Below are 16,447 nucleotides of genomic sequence, written 5' to 3'. Positions count from 1 at the left end.
CTAAGTCACCGTGGCCATCCCTGCATGTTTTCGGTCACGTCGAGATAGGCCTCGTCCAGCGAAAGCGGGTTCGATCAGCGGCGTGTGCTCGGCGAAGATCTCCGGATTTGCTGCGAGACCGTCTTGTAGACGTCGAACCGGGGCTTGACGAAAAATCAGATCAGGGCATTTGCGCCTCGCAGTCACGGAGGGCATCGCCGGGTGAACGCCGAATTTGCGAGCCTCCTAGCTCGCAGCTGCGACCACGCCACGATCGAGGGCGTGCCCGACGGCGACCGGTTTGCCCCGTGTGATTTTTCGTGGAATGCGCGAAAAACCAGGGTCCCGATTCAGTGGTGATTGACAGGCCAAAACCCGGTTCGGCGGGCAAGAGTTCGAAGCCGAGAACGCCGCTGTCTCTCGCCGCGATTTGCAAACGCGCTTGTTCGCGGACGCGTTCATAGGAATGGGCCGAGCCACGTTCGGGTTTCCATTGCAAGGGCAGCGGCATGCCGGCTAACGATCGCATTGCCTCGACGCCTTGGCTTTTCAGCTCGTTTATCTGAACCTTGGAGATGCCGGCGACGAGGCTTAGGTGATCGTCGGCTCGGCGCCGCCCGTCGCATTGCTTGCTCCAGCGACAAACTTCGCAGGGGCTGTTTGGGTCGGGATAGGTATCGGAGACGCCGGTGGCGTCGACCGCCCGGATTTGGCCCGGCGAAAGAACGCGCCGTAGTCAGCGAAGCGATACCGCTCCGGTTGGAAATCCGCCCATGGCGGAACCACGTGAATGAACTCGGGGCTCAAGCCCTGCGTACCGGCGAGCAGATCCGAATAAAGGCAAAGCTGGAGCACGGTGCCACCCTTGGTCTCGCGCGCCAGCTTGGTATCGACCGCTTCGTAAGACCAGGAGCCGAGCGCGGATGGTGTTTCGACGCGCAAAAGCACATCCACCCGACCGCTCCACCGTCCGCTCGCCAGGGTGCCCTGGACGATAGCGGGCGCTCCAGCCCGCATCGCCTCGAGCGTCCGCGCGGCCGACGCGGGCGTGATATCAACACCGTCGATGCGCGCCGCGTCGAGGCCCGAGGCTTTCAAATGGTCGATATACGCTTGCTCATGAAGCGCGCCTCGCTCCCTCAGGATGTCAAGAAACGGATCATAGGTCGAGGGCTTTGCCAGCGTGCCTTGCGCGACCGAGGTCAAGCGCGGTCAGATGGCGGCATTTCAAATGGCCAACCAGATCCGTCGCCGTTAGATTTATTTCGTCTTCTCGCCTCATGCAAGGAACCTATGAATAATTAGACTTTGAGCAATTGAATTCTATTTTCAGGACCGTCAGATTGAAGAATAACATCGCGCCAAACAACACACTCATCAAGTGGAGGCGCCTAGTCCGCGATCCGCCCGCGCGGCGAATTCGGCCAAAGGTGGGCTGAGGGGCCGTGGGATTTTCCAGCGTATCGCTTTGTCGAATATCATGGCTTCGGCGGATGAGAGCCCGAGCCGCAGGACCCGCCGCGTCGCCGCGTCATATCGTTGAACGATGATGGCCACCATGGCGAAGAGGTACGTGGCGCCAGGAACCTCCAAATCGATATGTTGTAGGACGCGGCCGAGATCGGTCGCGGCGAGCGGCTCAAATCGCAGCAATTCCACCAGCAGCGGGTTCGCCAAGCTTGAACCGACATGCTGGTCGAGAAATCGATGTGCGAGGTCGGCGACGACGGGATCATCGCCCTTGAGATGAAGCAGCCGAGCCAACACCTCGTGTCCGCCACGAATGTCCGGATTTTGCACCATAAAGGCCTTGGCCCGCTCGACAAAGCGCCGCCGCTCGGCGCTGGCCAGCTCGGCGTTGTAGATCCGAGCCGCGGTAGCAGGATCGGCGGCGGTGATCAGCCAACGGTCCTGCACGTGGCAGAATCGTCGGTCCCTGGGCACGCGACTGAGTGACCACAGCACTGGCCCACTGACAGGATCCGCCAGAAATCGTTCGATGAAGTTATAAGCGTACTCAACGAGCTTGGGCGTCGCGGTCGATGCCAGCGAAGAGGCAAGAACCTCGCCGACGGCGGCCCTTGAGTTGAGATGTCCGCGAAGCCATTCGAGCACGAGGGCGCCGTGCAGGGACTTAACGCCGCGACCCAGTTCCTTGGAAACAAACCTCAGAATGATCGGTTCCGGCTGAGCTTCCCGCAGAAACGCCGCCGCCGTCAGTGACGCGGCGTCGGCGGTTTTGCCTTCAAGCAGCGACACCGCGATTTCCGCGCGATCCTGGGCCGTGACGCCCGGCGCGGAGAGAAGGGCGCGCCCCTGGGCTCTTAACTCAGCCGTGGTGACCACGGTCAGTCTCCTCGAAGCGCTCGCGGCCAGCCAAAGTCGAAAAAGTGGCGCCGCTTGTGTGTGCGTGCAAAGCCGCGCCACTTCCTCGTACGCGGCGTTGAAGATGTCGGCGGTCGTGTCCGCCTGGCCGGCCTTGCGCAGCATGGTCACGATCATTTTTTTGTCCAGCAAGGCGCCGAGCAGGCCACGGGCGGCGTTCTTGCGCGCGCCCTTGAGCTGCGCCGCGAGCACGCGAGCCAGGTCCCGTCCCCATTCGCCGCCGACATCCGTTCGGTTGATGCCGCGGAGATAAATTGGCCAGATGACTTCCGCGTGGGCCAGCCGCGAACCGTCCTCGCCCTCCTCGGCTCTTAGCTCCACGTCGGTCCAGTGCTGGGCGAACTTAGCCAGGTCGGCCGTCGTCACCAGCTCGGCCGGCGCCGCGAAGCCCAGCGCGTTCGCCGCCGCCACGCTTCGAATTCTTGCAAACGCCTCGGATCGCACCGAGATTTGGCTATTCGTTTCCGCCTGTGCTTCGATTGTCAGCGCGAGCATGAACGCCGCCAAGCTGGGCTGCTTCACCAAGGGCTCAGCCATCGGCCGCCCTAACCGAACCTCGGCCCATTGGTGGAAGGCGTCGTATTCCGCCGCGTCCGGCGCTGGCAGCGAAAACCGGGTCAAGGCGAGGTGTTTGGATGCGCTAAAAACCTGATAGAGGTCGTGCGTGCCGCAGGTGATCAGACCCGCGTAGGGTGTGCCGCGATAGAACCCGTCGTCCACCACCCGATCAAGAGCGGCACGATCGATCTTGGCCGGCAGGTCATCGAGGAAACAAATCTCGGCCTGCTGTGTCCCGCCGGACCATTTCACGCAGCTGGCAAGCCAGGCTTCGAACTCCGCCAATCGCAGCAGTTCCGTCACCGAGGCCAGTCGGCCGGAGGTCACCAACGCCCCGATTAGCTGCAACAATAGTATCGACTTGCCATCGCCCGAGCGGCCCTCGATCCAGAAAACCGGGAGCCGGTGGTCGTCCGCGCCATAGGCTTGGGACAGCGCGCCGAGCCACGCCTGAGCAGCGCCGACGATGTTGGCGAGCTGTCGTGGCCGAGCGCGGAAACGTCCCCCCGCCAGATCGTCGAGCCGCGGACGAGGGCGCGTGAAGAGGGCGTTGATGGCATTGGGACGTGGCAGGAACTCGTGCGCTGTCAGCAGCCGACCCGGCAGGCGATGTTCCGATTTGGAAGCCGCTACGATGTCGGACATGACTTTGTAAAGCGCGGTTCGAACGCGATCGGGGTCTCGGCCATTAAAAGCGTCGAAAATGTCGCCAAGCGCCGCACGAGCCACGCGATCGGCGTCCAGCACGCCGCCCATCAGCAGCGCGCGGCGAAGAGAGAGCCCCGGATTCGACATAATCCGGATCGGTTCACCCTTGACGAACAAACGGCGCGTGAGGGCGAGACGATCCCTGTCGTAAAGCTCGCCCACGCCGAAAATCTTATCCGCGCCAAGCCCGTCGACCGTCAGCCCGGGTTCGCACCCTTCACAGACGATCTGGAACTCAATTCGGTCCACCATCGAGGGCGAACAGAGCGAGACGATGTCGTAGGCCTCGCGCAACGCGGCTGCCAGCGACTTGGCCGTCAGGGCGCGTTTGACCTGTGTCAGGCTTAACTTGTCACTGGAGATTAGGAAGTCGCTGAGCGATTCGACTTCAATGGCTGGGGCCTCCCCATTGATCAGGAACGCACGCACGAAACGCTCGAGTGCCACCGTTGCCTGAATTGAAAATCCGCTAAGCGCCCACCAGCCGCCATTGGCCCGTTTGGGAAACTGGCTGAACCAAAGCTTTCGCAACGTGTCAAAACTGTCGGCCAGCTCCGGCGGCACTTCGTTCACGGATCCGTCACTCCCCAAAAGGCTACCGGCAGCCCGCCGCCGCATCACCAAAAAACCCGTCGCCGTCGGTCCTATCGATGTCATCAGTCGCATCAATCGCCTCGTCCTCCGCCGGCAAACTAGGTGCAGCCGATCCTCTGAACAAGGTCAAGCGGAAAGACCCGCGACTTGGCATTCTGTAGGATCAACGCAGCCCATCCATGGCGTCCACCGTCTCAGTTCGAAGGCCATGACACGGGCCGAAATCCCGAGTCCCGACGCGGCTATCACCGCGGCCCGCGTCGGCGCCGACAATGTCTGCTTTCCGGCCGAGCAAAACTGACCTCAACGTCCGAGATAGGGCGCGGAGCTGACGCTAACGGCGAATTTGAACCGAATACCCCGTCATCCCATGTTCATGATTTGTGCTTCGAAAGTCGCATAAAAAGGCAGTCTGGAAGTTGAAAGTTCAGGACCCAAAAGGGCCTCATTTCATTCCATTGAACCCGCCTTGGCCGGATAACCCTTTGCGACGTAGCTAAGAAGGCGGCTTCATAGCCAAGCGCGATGGCGAAGATGCGCTAGTCTAGAATGCATCTGTGAATTTTTGCATGCGCATCGCTGCCGACACCGCCTGGCATGATTGTCCTGCTCGAAAACGGCTGCGGCGATCGCGGCAACGCGATCGATGCGGTCGTTTAGACAGAGGCCTCCGCCTGGCATCGAGCAACATGCACGGAGGTACGCAAAGCGCAAATTGCATCAAGTATTTAATGGGACGAGCCCCCCGCGCAAAAAGCTTGCGCTGCGTCCATCGTTCCGCCGAACTGGGGGGCGTGACGATCGACCACGATGGCCTATTTTTTGCAAAGTCGAATGTCCCGATTCCGAAGCCGAGGGAAAAACTCGACCACGCCGAAGAATAGTAACAACACGGGCAACGCAAGCCGCCTTGCCCACTACCAGAGAAGGTGCTTGCGGTGCTCTCACTGACACGAGATCGCAAATGGCACGTGGGTGAGCAACAGAACTGGCGACACGCATGGTGATCAGCTTGACTCGCTGAGGAAGCACAAGGTCTCAGCGGCAGAGGAGCAAGCGACGGTCGAGGCTGGCCGCGCGGGATCTGATCGAAGCGTAGTCGGACAAGGAAGCGGTGTAGTGCCCCACCTCGATGTTCCTAGAAGCGCGCCGGCAGCCTGGGCGGGGGGGCTTGGGTTAGACTGCCGGCGCACGCCACTCATGAAGAGCGACCCCTTTTCGCGGTTCGGACACCCATAGTCAACCCGGCAGCGTCTGGATGCCCGCTGTGCTCTTTCAGAGCGGCTCGCGATGCCGGCCATGTCGGCCGATCCTGCCTAGGATGGTGGGCCACTCTCGTCGGCCGAGTTGATGCTCCAGCCAGTATCGCCTTGCCGACCAGCATGAGTTTGCCGTGAGCAATCCGTCGTCCCCAGCGGATACTATCGTGCACGTGTCGCAGCACTCCGGGCGGCTATATCACCTAAGACAGCATGAAGAAGCGTTCCAAGTTCTTGTTCGGCGAGCCCGTGTGCAGTTCCTGAATCGGACAGTGGACGAGAATTCTCATGGCGGTGATGCGCCAGAAGGCATTCGCGTCCAACGGAATCAAGCCTCGACTATCAGTCCCAAACTACACATCACAAGAGCGATCTTCCACCCATTTGCAGATTATCCGACTGATCAGGCGGCGTTCGATATGTCCGACTCTGCCTCAAGCATTCCCACAGGTATGGACAGCGATCTCGCTATTTGTCGCAACGTGCTTAGCTTAGCACTACTTTGGCAGATTTTTAGCGGAGATGGTTCTGCGGCAGTGGGGACAACGGATTGGGGGCGGCTGCGCGAGCGCGGTGAGGATGGCTTGCGTGACGGCGGGTAGGCTCGGTTGGGGCGGCGGGCCGAGGATTCTTTTTTCCCCCTCCCGCTTGTTTGAGGCGGCGAGATTGCAGGAAGGCGTAGGCGATCATCGCCATCAGCGCGTGCCGGTGCAGGCCCGTCCATGAGCGCCCCTCGAAGTGGTCGAGGCCAAGTTCCTCCTTGAGCTGCTGATGCGCCTGTTCGCAGACCCAGCGCGCCTTGATGGCGCCTGCGATCTGCTTGAGCGGGGTGTCGGCGGGCAAGTTGGAGAGGTAGTATTTGCGCTCGCCGGTCGAGCGGTGCTCGCCGATCACCCAGACCTCCTCGCCAGGCAGATGCTGAGCGCCCATGTCGCGGATGCGCTGGGGTGGGCCATCTGCAACCCGGACACGGACAGCGGCGAAGCGGGCCGAGAGGCGGCCTTTGGTGCCACGCCGCCAACTGACCGTCCGCCATTGGGCTTTTTCCAGCATCGCCTGCGCGGCCATCGACTTCACATCGGGGATATGCCGGCGGCGCGGGCGGCCGTGTCCGGCAACGGGGAAGATCATCGCCACGTCGGCGGCATAGACCTTCTGCTTGAACGGGATACCGACGGCCCAGGTAAGGCCGCGCTCGGTGAGCGCCTGCCGGAAGGGGGCGCTCAAGCCATATCCGGCATCGGCGAGCACGCAGCCAAAGCGTAAGCCGGCTGCGCGAGCCCGGTCGATCTCGGCCAGCGCGATTTCGGGCTTGGTCCTGTAGGCACGATGGTCCTCGGGCACACCGGCACGGTCGAGCCGGGCGGGATCGGAAGTCCAGCTCTCGGGCAGAAACAGTCGCAGCCCCACCATGACCGGCACTTCGCCAGAGGCCAGCGTCAGCGACACCAGCGTCTGGCAGTTGGCGTTCTTGCCAAGTGCCGAGGCATATTGCGGCGCGACGCCGACCGAGTGGCGCCCCTTCTTGGGGAGCGCGGTGTCGTCCACGATCAGCCACGCATCGTTCCCGCCAACTTGTCTGTCGGCCTCCGCGAGCAGCACCTTCTCCAGCGGCGCAGCATCCCACACGCCGCTCGCGATGAAGTGGTGCAGCTGGTCATAGTTGACGCCTGCGTCGCGCGCAGCCATCGGTTGGACGCTCTTGCGATCCCCAAGGCCAATCAGCCCAGCAATATAGGCCGGACACATCCGCGCACGCGTCTTGTGCCTCAACGCCGAGACGAACGGCTCAAGCCACCGCTCCAGATCGAGTTGCCAATCCCTGTTCATGGCCGGCCCCTCCAACAGCCGACCTCTCATGAATCACGCAAAACCGCTCTTGGGAATCCTCGAAACGCTCCCGGAACTAAAAATCTGCCAAAGTAGTGTTAGGTTCAAGACTCGATTCATAGTTTCTCGAAGGTGATGACAAGGACGTCACGATATGCGAACGGCATTTTCGGATTTTCGGTCACGATCGATGATACATCATGAAACGTCTTGCGGTCGTTGCAGATCACAAAATCATTTGGAAGGTTCATTTCGACATCGCCGAGGAACCGCTTTGAGGCATCTGTAATCGTGCTCATACCGCCGGTGACGTTAACCCGCCCGATCATGTGAGAAACGATGAAATCCACCCCGTCCTGATGGAGTCCCTCGGGTGCTGGTTTGCCGTTTACACCGTCGCGTGCAACAATCCGGTAGGGATGAAGCTTAATATTCCAACGATCATGTCCTGCAGTTTCACAAAAATTCTGCAGAAACCTGTCAGAATCTTGTTTAAGACAGATGATCGATAAAGGATTGTTCAAAGGGCTCAAAGTAGCGCTTGAAGCCGCCATTCAAGTGGTTGATGGCTTTCGATTGCTCGTAAGGGGCATGCGGCAGGAGCCGAAAAATTCCCTCCACTGCGTCATATTCAAACGCACCATAGCGCCGGTAGCGATAGGTCCCGCCGTCAATCGAGAAGCAGTCGATTCCAAGACCCCCTGCATCATCCGCTCCCGTTTTCGCGGCGGCACATGGGAATTCTCCGCTCTGTTGTTCAACCCCTTGTGCGACCGGTGCTCGACGTCCGGCATCACCTGTCGCTTTGCCGCTCCATACGAGCGCAGCTTGTCGGTGATCATGCGCTTCGGCGCGAGCCCCTGCTTCTTAAACAGCCGCGTCAGCAAGCGCTTGGCGGCTTTGGTGTTGCGGCGGTTTTGCACGATTTCGTCCAGCACATATCCATCCTGGTCGACGGCGCGCCACAACCAAAGCTTTTTGCCGGCGATGGTGACGACCACTTCGTTCAGGTACCAGACATCATTCCGGCACGGCGGCTTGCGGCGCAAGCAGCGAGCGTAGTCCGGCCCGAACTTGATGCCCCACCGGCGAATTGTCTCATACGAAACCACGATGCCGCGTTCCAGCAGCATTTCCTCAACCAGGCGCAGGCTCAGCGGAAACCGGAAATAAAGCCAGACCGCGTGGGCGATAATAGGCGGCGGAATCGGGGGGGCGTGTAGCTGACGGCGGGCGTATTCATGCCCCCGGCGTCTATGTCGCAAATCTTGACGATTGGTTTGTGTGACAAGCCCGCCGCAGGTCTCAACGCGTTCATATGCAGACAATGTGAAATCGCCCTATTCCGCCTTTTTTACCGCTCCTTAAGTCCCTCGCTCGCATGCTTGTCGATGCCATTGAACTCATGGCCATCGGCCAAGGATTTGGAAAAATACCTCTCGCAGCAGAAACCGTGAGAGTCGCTGTAGGCCTAACGTTAAGGGGCTGGGAGAGAGCGGTTTGATTGGACGAAATGTGTACCGGAGTACCGAGTCATGAAGCCACGAGGTAATCTGGTCCGACTGAAGCAATTTCAGGTGAATGAGAAGCGGCGACAGTTGCAGCAGCTAGACATGATGATTGCCGATTTCGAACGCATGGCGCGAGAACTGGACTTCCAGATAAACGCCGAGGAAACGAAGGCCGGCATCTCCGATATCAATCATTTCGCTTATCCGACGTTCGCCAAGGCCGCCCGCCTACGTCGTGACAACCTCAAGAATTCGCAATCGGACCTTCTGCGGCAGAGAACCACAGCCGAGCCATGCCTCGCCGAGGCTGAAGCAGAGCTCTCCAAGGCGCAAATGCTAGAATCGCGCAGCGGCAGAGGCCACGACCTCGAACCCGGCAACCGAAGCGCCATGATCGGCTGAGCCGGACGGCTTCAGCGCGCCTCAATTCGCGACACCCGACTGGCCGTTGGCGCGTGTGTCGCCGCAGCGTGACAGCCGTCCCGGCCAGCTATCGCTGCATCAAGCCGCTGAAACTTTACAGTGCCGGGCGCGCTGCTACCTCAATTTCTTTACCGCTCAATCAATGTGACAGCACCGATTCTTTCTCAACCGCGGCATGCCCTAAATCGTCACCTGCGTCCCGATCTCGACGACGCGTCCGGTCGGGATCTGGAAATATTCCGTCGCATCGGCCGCCGAGCGCGCCAGCCCGATGAACAGCTTGTCCTGCCAGACCGGCATGCCGGAATTGGGCGAGGCCTTGAGTGAGCGCCGCGACAGGAAGAAGGAGGTCGTCATGATGTCGAACTTCCAGCCCTGTTTGCGGCAGATCGCCAGCGCGCGCGGGATGTTGGGCTGCTCCATGTAGCCGAAGGTCAGCGTCACCCGCATGAACAGCTCGTTGACCGTCTCCATCTTGACGCGCTCGCTGTCGGGCACGACAGGCTGCGGTGCCGTCACCACCGACAGGATGACGTTCTGCTCGTGCAGCACCTTGTAGTGCTTGAGGCTGTGCATCAGTGCCGTCGGCGCGCTCAGCGGATCGCTGGTCAGGAACACCGCGGTGCCCGACACCAAATGCGGCTTCTTCTTCAGCAGATTGCCGGCAAGGAAATCCAGCGGGATCTCGTTCCTGCGCGTCTTTTCGAACAAATAGCGCGTTCCGCGTATCCAGGTGGACATGATCAGCACAATGGTGAAGGCCACCGCCAGCGAAGCCCAGCCACCTTCGAACACTTTGACGATGTTCGAGGCAAAGAAGCCGATGTCGATGAACGCGAACACCACTGTCAGGGAGATGGCCAGCCAGAGCTGCCATTTCCAGATGCGGCTCATGATCACGTAAAGCAGCACCGTCGTCACCAGCATGTTGCCGGTCACCGAGATGCCGTAGGCCGAGGCAAGCTTGCTGGATTCGCCAAAGCCAACCACCAGCAGCATCACCACCAGCGCCAGCAGCAGGTTGATGCGCGGCAGATAGATCTGGCCGGACTGTTTTTCCGACGTATGCTGGATAACGAAACGCGGCAGCATATTAAGCTGCACCGCCTGTCTGGTCAGCGAGAAAGCGCCGGAGATCACCGCCTGGCTGGCGATGACGGTCGCAGCGGTGGCGAGAACGACCATCGGAATAAGCGTCCAGCCTTCGTTCATCTCGAAGAAGGGATGACCGACCACTCCGTTTTTCGCCAGCACGAATGCGCCCTGCCCGGCATAGTTCAGCAGCAGGCAAGGGAACACGATGGCCAGCCAGGCGAGCACGATGGGCTTACGGCCGAAGTGGCCGAGATCGGCATAGAGCGCCTCGGCGCCGGTGACGGCGAGGAAGATGGCGCCGATCGTCACGAAGGCGACGTCTGGTGAATTGATCAGGAACGCGACGATGTAATGCGGGCTGACTGCCAGCAGGATTTCCGGATCGGCGATGATGTGGTTGAGACCGGAAAGGCCGATGGCCAGGAACCAGACTGCCGTGATCGGGCCGAAGATCAGGGCGACGCCGCCGGTTCCAAACCGCTGTGCCGAAAACAGAATCGCCAGGATGACCAGCGTCAGCGGCACCACATAGGGCTGGAAGGTCGGCGTGACGACGTTCATGCCTTCGACCGCCGACAGCACCGAGATCGCCGGCGTGATGACTGCGTCACCAAAAAAAAGCGAGGCACCGACGATGCCGATGGCGAGGATCACCGCCGAGCGGGTCGGGAAACTGTTGCGCGCCAGCGCCATCAGCGACAGCACACCGCCCTCGCCGCGATTGTCGGCCCTGAGCACGAACATGATATATTTGATGGTGACGATGATCGTCAGCGACCAGATGATCAGCGACAACACGCCAAGGATGTCGCCACGGTTGGCGACGTTGCCACCGGCCGATGCGTGCAACGCCTCGCGAAATGCATAGATCGGGCTGGTACCGATATCGCCGTAAACCACGCCGAGCGCGCCCAGCATCAGCACCTTGGTGCTGTGCTGCTCGACCTCAGAATGGCTGGATTGTTCGACAGGTTCTGCCTCGTTACCAGCATTGGTAAGGGCCATGGACGACACTCCGGTAAGCGGGCGGTGCTCTACGCTTGCTGCACTGCAATATCAAGTGCCGCGACGTAATGGCTCCGTATGCGGACCGCATTTGTTGCCCCGGCGGATTGTCTCATACCAAACCACGATCCCGCTCCAGCGCCATTTCCTCGACCAGACACAGGCTCAAGGGGAACCTGAAGGAGAGCCAGACCGCATGGGCGATGATCTGCGGCAGGAAACGATGGCGCGTGACGCTCAACCTGCCCGACCTCAGCTGGAGTTTGCGACGGAACCGGGAAATATGCCGGACCAAGCTGACTGGTGACACATGAACGCATTATTGTCTTCCGGTCTGGCGGCAACCGTATCAGCAGGACGGCAAAGCTGACCGGCTGCTGCAGCGAAGCGCAGGTGAAGCGCGTCTGGGCTCGACATCAGAAGGAAAGCGGGAAGCAGGAAATGTTGTCGCAAAAGTTGAGTTCTGCGAGGTGCAAAAGTCGCAAAATGGGTCGCGACAAAGGCTCGGCAGCTCCCCGAAGTAGCCATTTCAGATTGCTTGCAGGTGCGGATAAAGTCCTTTATGCATCGGCACATGATCAAGTCCGCGCTCATCGCTGCAATCTATTATGCGACGCTTCCATAAGGAGCGGCGCGTTTCGATCATGCCTTGAAACAAGCCGCCGTCAGGCGGCTTTGTTCATGAGAGGACCCCCTGGCGGCAATACCAGGAGGATTCCCTATATGGCACTTCCCGATTTATCAACCGGTCATTCCGAACCATGTTCGGCGGCTTTGAAGACGCTCATTGAGCGCGGCTATGTAAATCAAGGGACCGACCTGCCGGGTGTCGATGCCGCCTTTGAAGCAGGCATCGTACCCGCTTACGCTGGTTTCGATGCGACGGCTGACAGTCTTCATGTCGGCCATCTTCTTCTGATCATGGCGCTTCGTCATCTTCAGCAGACTGGCCATAAACCCATCGTTCTCATTGGGGGTGGGACCACCCGCATCGGCGATCCCAGCTTCCGTTCGGAGGCGCGGCCGATGCTGACGGACGAGCGGATCGCCGCCAACATTGAAGGGATCAGAAAGGTCTTTGACCGTCTCCTTGTCTTCGGAGACGGCCCGACGGATGCCGTGATGGTGAACAATGCCGACTGGCTGGACAGCATTCGTTGGATCGACATGCTGAGAGACGTCGGCAGGCATTTCTCCGTCAATCGGATGCTCTCTTTCGACAGTGTGAAGTCGCGGCTGGAAAAGCAGGAGAATCTGAGCTTCTTAGAATTCAACTACATGATCCTCCAAGCGTTCGACTTCCTTGAGCTAACCCGCCGGACCGGTTGCCGTTTGCAGATGGGTGGAGCCGACCAGTGGGGGAACATCATCAATGGCATCGACTTGATACGGCGGACGGATGGAAAGGAAGTCTTCGGAGTGACTACGCCGCTTCTGACGACTCCTTCAGGTGTCAAGATGGGTAAGACGGCTGCCGGAGCTGTGTGGCTCAACGAAGATCGCCTTTCGCCATACGATTACTGGCAATTCTGGCGTAACACGGAAGACGCTGATGTCGTTCGGTTCCTGAAGCTTTTCACCGATCTGCCGATGGACGAGATCGAGCGATTTGGACAGGCTGAAGGAACCGAGCTAAACGCCGTCAAAGAACGTCTCGCCAACGAAGCTACGGCCCTGGCACATGGAACTAACGCCGCCAAACAGGCGGAGGCCACGGCTAGCCAAGCATTTGGGCAGGGCGAAGCCGCAGAGGGGCTACCGACGCTTCATCTAAATGACGCCGAGGGGTTGGCCGGAGTAGCCCTTGTGGATTTGCTGGTACGCGCCGGATTGACCTCCTCCAAAGGGGAAGCGCGAAGGGCGATCTCGGGACGAGGTGTGCGGATCAACGGCAACGTTGTCGAGGTTGATACAATGATATCTTCCCAAGACCTCCCGATCCGGCTTTCGCTCGGCCGGAAGCGCCACACTGTTGTAAAGTAGGGTTTCAGCACATTCTGTCGCAGAAATTCTGCCCGCTTAGCGGATATTGCAGACATTCGCGTCGAGTTCCCTGAGAAATGTCGAGAGACATTCCTCAGGGGGTAGTTAAGGCCGGGCAAAGGCAGCAAACTGGCCGGGTGGGTGATTGGCTACTATATGCGTGATGCATTAACATGTAGGAGGTCGAGCAGCATTGTCACGCTTCCATGCGGCAATGGGCGGGCCGTTTCCTTTGATGTGATCGGCATTGACGGCGACCGCACACAAGGTGTCCACCTATTTTGGTGACGCCTCATGCATCAGAGCACTCAACAGTAAAAGGTGCGGGGAAATTCGCGCTTACTAATTAACTGCCAAGCGACACACGTTTCGCGCGCGGATCTGCAGATCATCTTGCGGCGCGCGGCATTGATGCTCAGAAACGTCGCCGGCGTGCCGCTGGAACCGGCCACCGAGGACGCTCTCAACTCCATTGCTGCCGAAATGAAAATCGGCCGGGCGGACCTCATTCAGATCGTGCTGCGGGAATGGCTGGAAACGAACGCCTATCTGCCCGTGCGCGAAATCGATGAGGAGAATGAAACGGACGGGAGCGCGTAAATGCAAACTTCCGCGATCACGCTATGCACGGCGAAGCTGCGACTCATCTATCGCTAAGGCGCGGCGGACCTGATGGCCTGTCGTATTCGTCGATGGCCATGGTTCGAGCGATAGGAACGCGGAACGCCTCCGTGGCGCCCCGAATGTCGTCATCATATACGGCTTGTACGCGTCCCCAACTGCCGCAGCTTTCATCGGCTGCGCACTTCGCCATCCGGACTTGAGACAGTGCCGGCTCTGCTTCGGTGCAACGTCCGCGATGGCGGCTCGATTCCTGGGCCAAGACTCCATTTTCGGGCGGCAATTCCAGCACCGACCTTGACCGAGTCATGCCGCATATCTGTTGGATGTCGCATCGTCGTAGCCCCGCTAAGCCGACCAGGCCTCCCGACCGCCGGATCGACAATGTTGATCGCCTCTGGAGAATTGTTCTTGTTGTCGAGCGCGATGGTCTCCACCGTCTTGCCGTGCTCTATTTCCGCTCAGTCATGAGCAACGCCAGCCAGCCTGTCGACACTTTCGACGAGGTCCCGTGCCTTATCTGGATCGTGTGAAGGCTTTGTGGGTCCGCTCGGGCCGCGCCATCCCCAGCCTATCTTCCTTCACGCCCAACAGCGAAGCATCCAATGCTAATTCGTGAAGCGTCGAGAAAACAAAATTTGACTGGCAATCAAGTTTCTGTGGCGCGACCTTTCGTGGATGCGACAGCCAAACAGCCTGACTTCCCCACTGGGAATGCTTGCTGCCTCGACCTCTCTCCGGCCGGCCGAACGCCCTTTGCGGTGCCGGCCGACACGTTCCGTGCCGGTGCCGGAGCCGAGGAGAGCCCGAGGCCTTCACCATCATCAATCCGCTATATGGGCCATGCGCTCAACAACGCGCTGCAGGACACAGGACGTGCCGTCCCACAGGGATTATTGAATCCCGTTAGGATTTAAACGCCATATCCAATCGCAGCCATCCGCTGAACGCAGCTATCGCCGTCGACGCGAACATCGAACAGAACCGACCCTGCGGTTTTTTCCGCAGCGTCAGCCACACGATCGCAGAACGGTCGATTGAGGTAACAGGCACAGCAATAATCGTGTTGGGGAACAACGGAGAACTTAGATGCGCGTCGGTAAACGGGGACACCGCCCTTTTGGTGGCGGAATTGGCTGCGTGGAATGCGTCTCCGCTGAGTTCCGAAGTCGGAGCCCGCACCCTCGGCATCGCCGACGGCGTCGAAGATTTCCAGGAAATCATTATCCGGCATTCCTAATATGCCGCCTCGCGTTTTGCCCTGAAAGCCGAGCCAGCGCTGATCCAGTTCGCGGAGTCTTCGCCCATGCCGTTCGTCAACGGCATCAAGGCTTCGCGGGAGCGTGTCGTCGCTCGGGACGACGAAGATCGCCAAAGCTTCCTGCGCAAGCGCGGCTTCTCCAAGGCGGAGACGACGAAGATCATCGATGCCGTGCTTTCGGAGGAAGGGCACCCGCCCGCCTCGATTTTCGACTTCGTGCAGGGCATTACACGGGTGGCGCGCAACAAGCCGCATCAGGATGTTCGCCTGGAGATGGAGGGCAAGGCCAAGAAGCTTCTCGATCTGGCAGCATGATGCTGCAATGCTGCGCGCGGCGGGAGTAGGTAACGTCACCGGGCTGCTGATGCCGCCAGTTTCGAACATGTGCATCGCTGCGGCGCAGCACACGGCCTGCGCTGCCGGTCTGGCAAACACACCTCTCAGGTCTAGGTGTGCGCTGCACAGATCGCAATGCTGCTATGCACAATTAATGCTTCTCGGGAGCGTGGAAGGGAGTAGGTTGTCGGTATCAAGTTTCGTCCGGGTCACCTCCTCCCGACCTCGGCGATCAGGGACGGCATTTATTCCTCCCGAATGCTGTCGTCCAAATCAAGCCCGCCGCACCTCCTCCCGCGGCGGGCTTTTTCGTTGTGCGAGCGGCGGCTTCTTCCAGCCCGATGAAGGAAACGAACGCGGAGGGTCCGTCAATCGGCGCGGTTGAACCGTTCGATGGTGATGGTACGCGCGACATCCACCGTAATCTCCAGCACTTCGTTCCATGCCTCCTCGCCACCGAGCTCCGAAAGGGCGAGATGAAAGAGCCTGTGCTGGAGATCGAGGCTCATCAGGCCAGGGGCGGTGTTGAAGGCGACCAGCCCGTCATCGACCCTCGCTTCGAACAGCAACTTAAGTTTCTTGTAGTTCTCTAGCAAACGAGTGTCGCGCAAAACGCGGGTCTCGTCTTTCTCCAGAAGCTTGTAAGCAATTTCCAACCAAAGAACGTACTCCCAGAAGGCAGCAACGACTTACCCGGCAGCGTCTGGATGCCCGCTGTGCTCTTTCAGAGCGGCTCGCGATGCCGGCCATGTCGGCCGATCCTGCCTAGGATGGGGGGCCACTCTCGTCGGCCGAGTTGATGCTCCAGCCAGTATCGCCTTGCCGACCAGCATGGGTTCGCCGTTAGCAATCCATCCTCGCGAGCCAATGCTATCGTGCACGTGTCGCAGCACTCCGGG

Annotated in this window: 9 protein-coding genes and 4 pseudogenes; 4 read left to right on the top strand and 9 right to left on the bottom strand. The window is 59.8% G+C overall.

Translation table 11 applies throughout. The features are described 5' to 3' along the window. The 6 genes and pseudogenes from NKH05_RS29090 to NKH05_RS29060 all read right to left on the bottom strand — a co-directional run. On the bottom strand, positions 1-195 hold the full coding sequence (locus tag NKH05_RS29090; protein ID WP_353016937.1) for a hypothetical protein: 195 nt from the start codon (positions 193-195) through the stop codon (positions 1-3). A gap of 375 nt (positions 196-570) precedes the next feature. Next, positions 571-1,185 carry a hypothetical protein gene (locus tag NKH05_RS29085; RefSeq protein ID WP_353016939.1) on the bottom strand — a complete coding sequence of 205 codons (615 nt, stop codon included), beginning with the start codon at positions 1,183-1,185 and terminating at the stop codon, positions 571-573. A 171-nt stretch (positions 1,186-1,356) separates the two neighbouring features. Next, positions 1,357-4,203, bottom strand: coding sequence for a hypothetical protein (locus NKH05_RS29080; protein WP_353016942.1), 2,847 nt, complete (start codon positions 4,201-4,203; stop codon positions 1,357-1,359). A gap of 1,793 nt (positions 4,204-5,996) precedes the next feature. Then, positions 5,997-7,350: pseudogene (locus NKH05_RS29075) on the bottom strand (IS701 family transposase). Positions 7,351-7,429: 79 nt separating this feature from the next. After that, a complete protein-coding gene (locus tag NKH05_RS29070; RefSeq protein ID WP_353016947.1) occupies positions 7,430-7,867 on the bottom strand; it encodes a 2OG-Fe dioxygenase family protein in 438 nt (145 codons plus the stop codon). A gap of 147 nt (positions 7,868-8,014) precedes the next feature. Beyond that, a pseudogene (locus NKH05_RS29060) lies at positions 8,015-8,556 on the bottom strand (IS6 family transposase); the annotation flags it as partial. 292 nt (positions 8,557-8,848) lie between these two features. Between NKH05_RS29060 and NKH05_RS29055 the strand changes: the two are divergent. Continuing rightward, positions 8,849-9,226, top strand: coding sequence for a flagellar export protein FliJ (locus tag NKH05_RS29055; RefSeq protein WP_352451800.1), 378 nt, complete (start codon positions 8,849-8,851; stop codon positions 9,224-9,226). Between the two features lie 201 nt (positions 9,227-9,427). Here NKH05_RS29055 and NKH05_RS29050 read toward each other — a convergent pair whose 3' ends face one another. Both NKH05_RS29050 and NKH05_RS29045 read right to left on the bottom strand, forming a co-directional pair. Then, positions 9,428-11,347: a potassium transporter Kup gene (locus NKH05_RS29050; protein ID WP_353016950.1), complete on the bottom strand. Its 1,920-nt coding sequence runs from the start codon at positions 11,345-11,347 to the stop codon at positions 9,428-9,430. Between the two features lie 130 nt (positions 11,348-11,477). Beyond that, positions 11,478-11,603 (bottom strand): annotated as a pseudogene (locus tag NKH05_RS29045) (IS6 family transposase); the annotation flags it as partial. 467 nt (positions 11,604-12,070) lie between these two features. Here NKH05_RS29045 and tyrS point away from each other — a divergent pair. The 3 genes and pseudogenes from tyrS to NKH05_RS29030 form a co-directional block, all read left to right on the top strand. Continuing rightward, the gene (tyrS, locus tag NKH05_RS29040; RefSeq protein ID WP_353016952.1) at positions 12,071-13,330 is read left to right on the top strand and encodes a tyrosine--tRNA ligase; all 1,260 of its coding nucleotides are present in this window, start codon (positions 12,071-12,073) and stop codon (positions 13,328-13,330) included. Positions 13,331-13,651: 321 nt separating this feature from the next. After that, positions 13,652-13,930: a hypothetical protein gene (locus tag NKH05_RS29035; RefSeq protein WP_352517675.1), complete on the top strand. Its 279-nt coding sequence runs from the start codon at positions 13,652-13,654 to the stop codon at positions 13,928-13,930. A 1,183-nt stretch (positions 13,931-15,113) separates the two neighbouring features. Next, positions 15,114-15,527, top strand: a pseudogene (locus NKH05_RS29030) (hypothetical protein); the annotation flags it as partial. Positions 15,528-15,916: 389 nt separating this feature from the next. Here NKH05_RS29030 and NKH05_RS29025 read toward each other — a convergent pair. Continuing rightward, positions 15,917-16,204: a hypothetical protein gene (locus tag NKH05_RS29025; RefSeq protein WP_352779616.1), complete on the bottom strand. Its 288-nt coding sequence runs from the start codon at positions 16,202-16,204 to the stop codon at positions 15,917-15,919. Between the last annotated feature and the right edge of the window lie 243 nt (positions 16,205-16,447).

Source organism: Mesorhizobium sp. M1399, from assembly GCF_040317735.1.
GTDB lineage: Bacteria > Pseudomonadota > Alphaproteobacteria > Rhizobiales > Rhizobiaceae > Mesorhizobium.
Note: the sequence above shows the minus strand (reverse complement) of the source record. Positions and strands in the feature narration are given on the sequence as shown.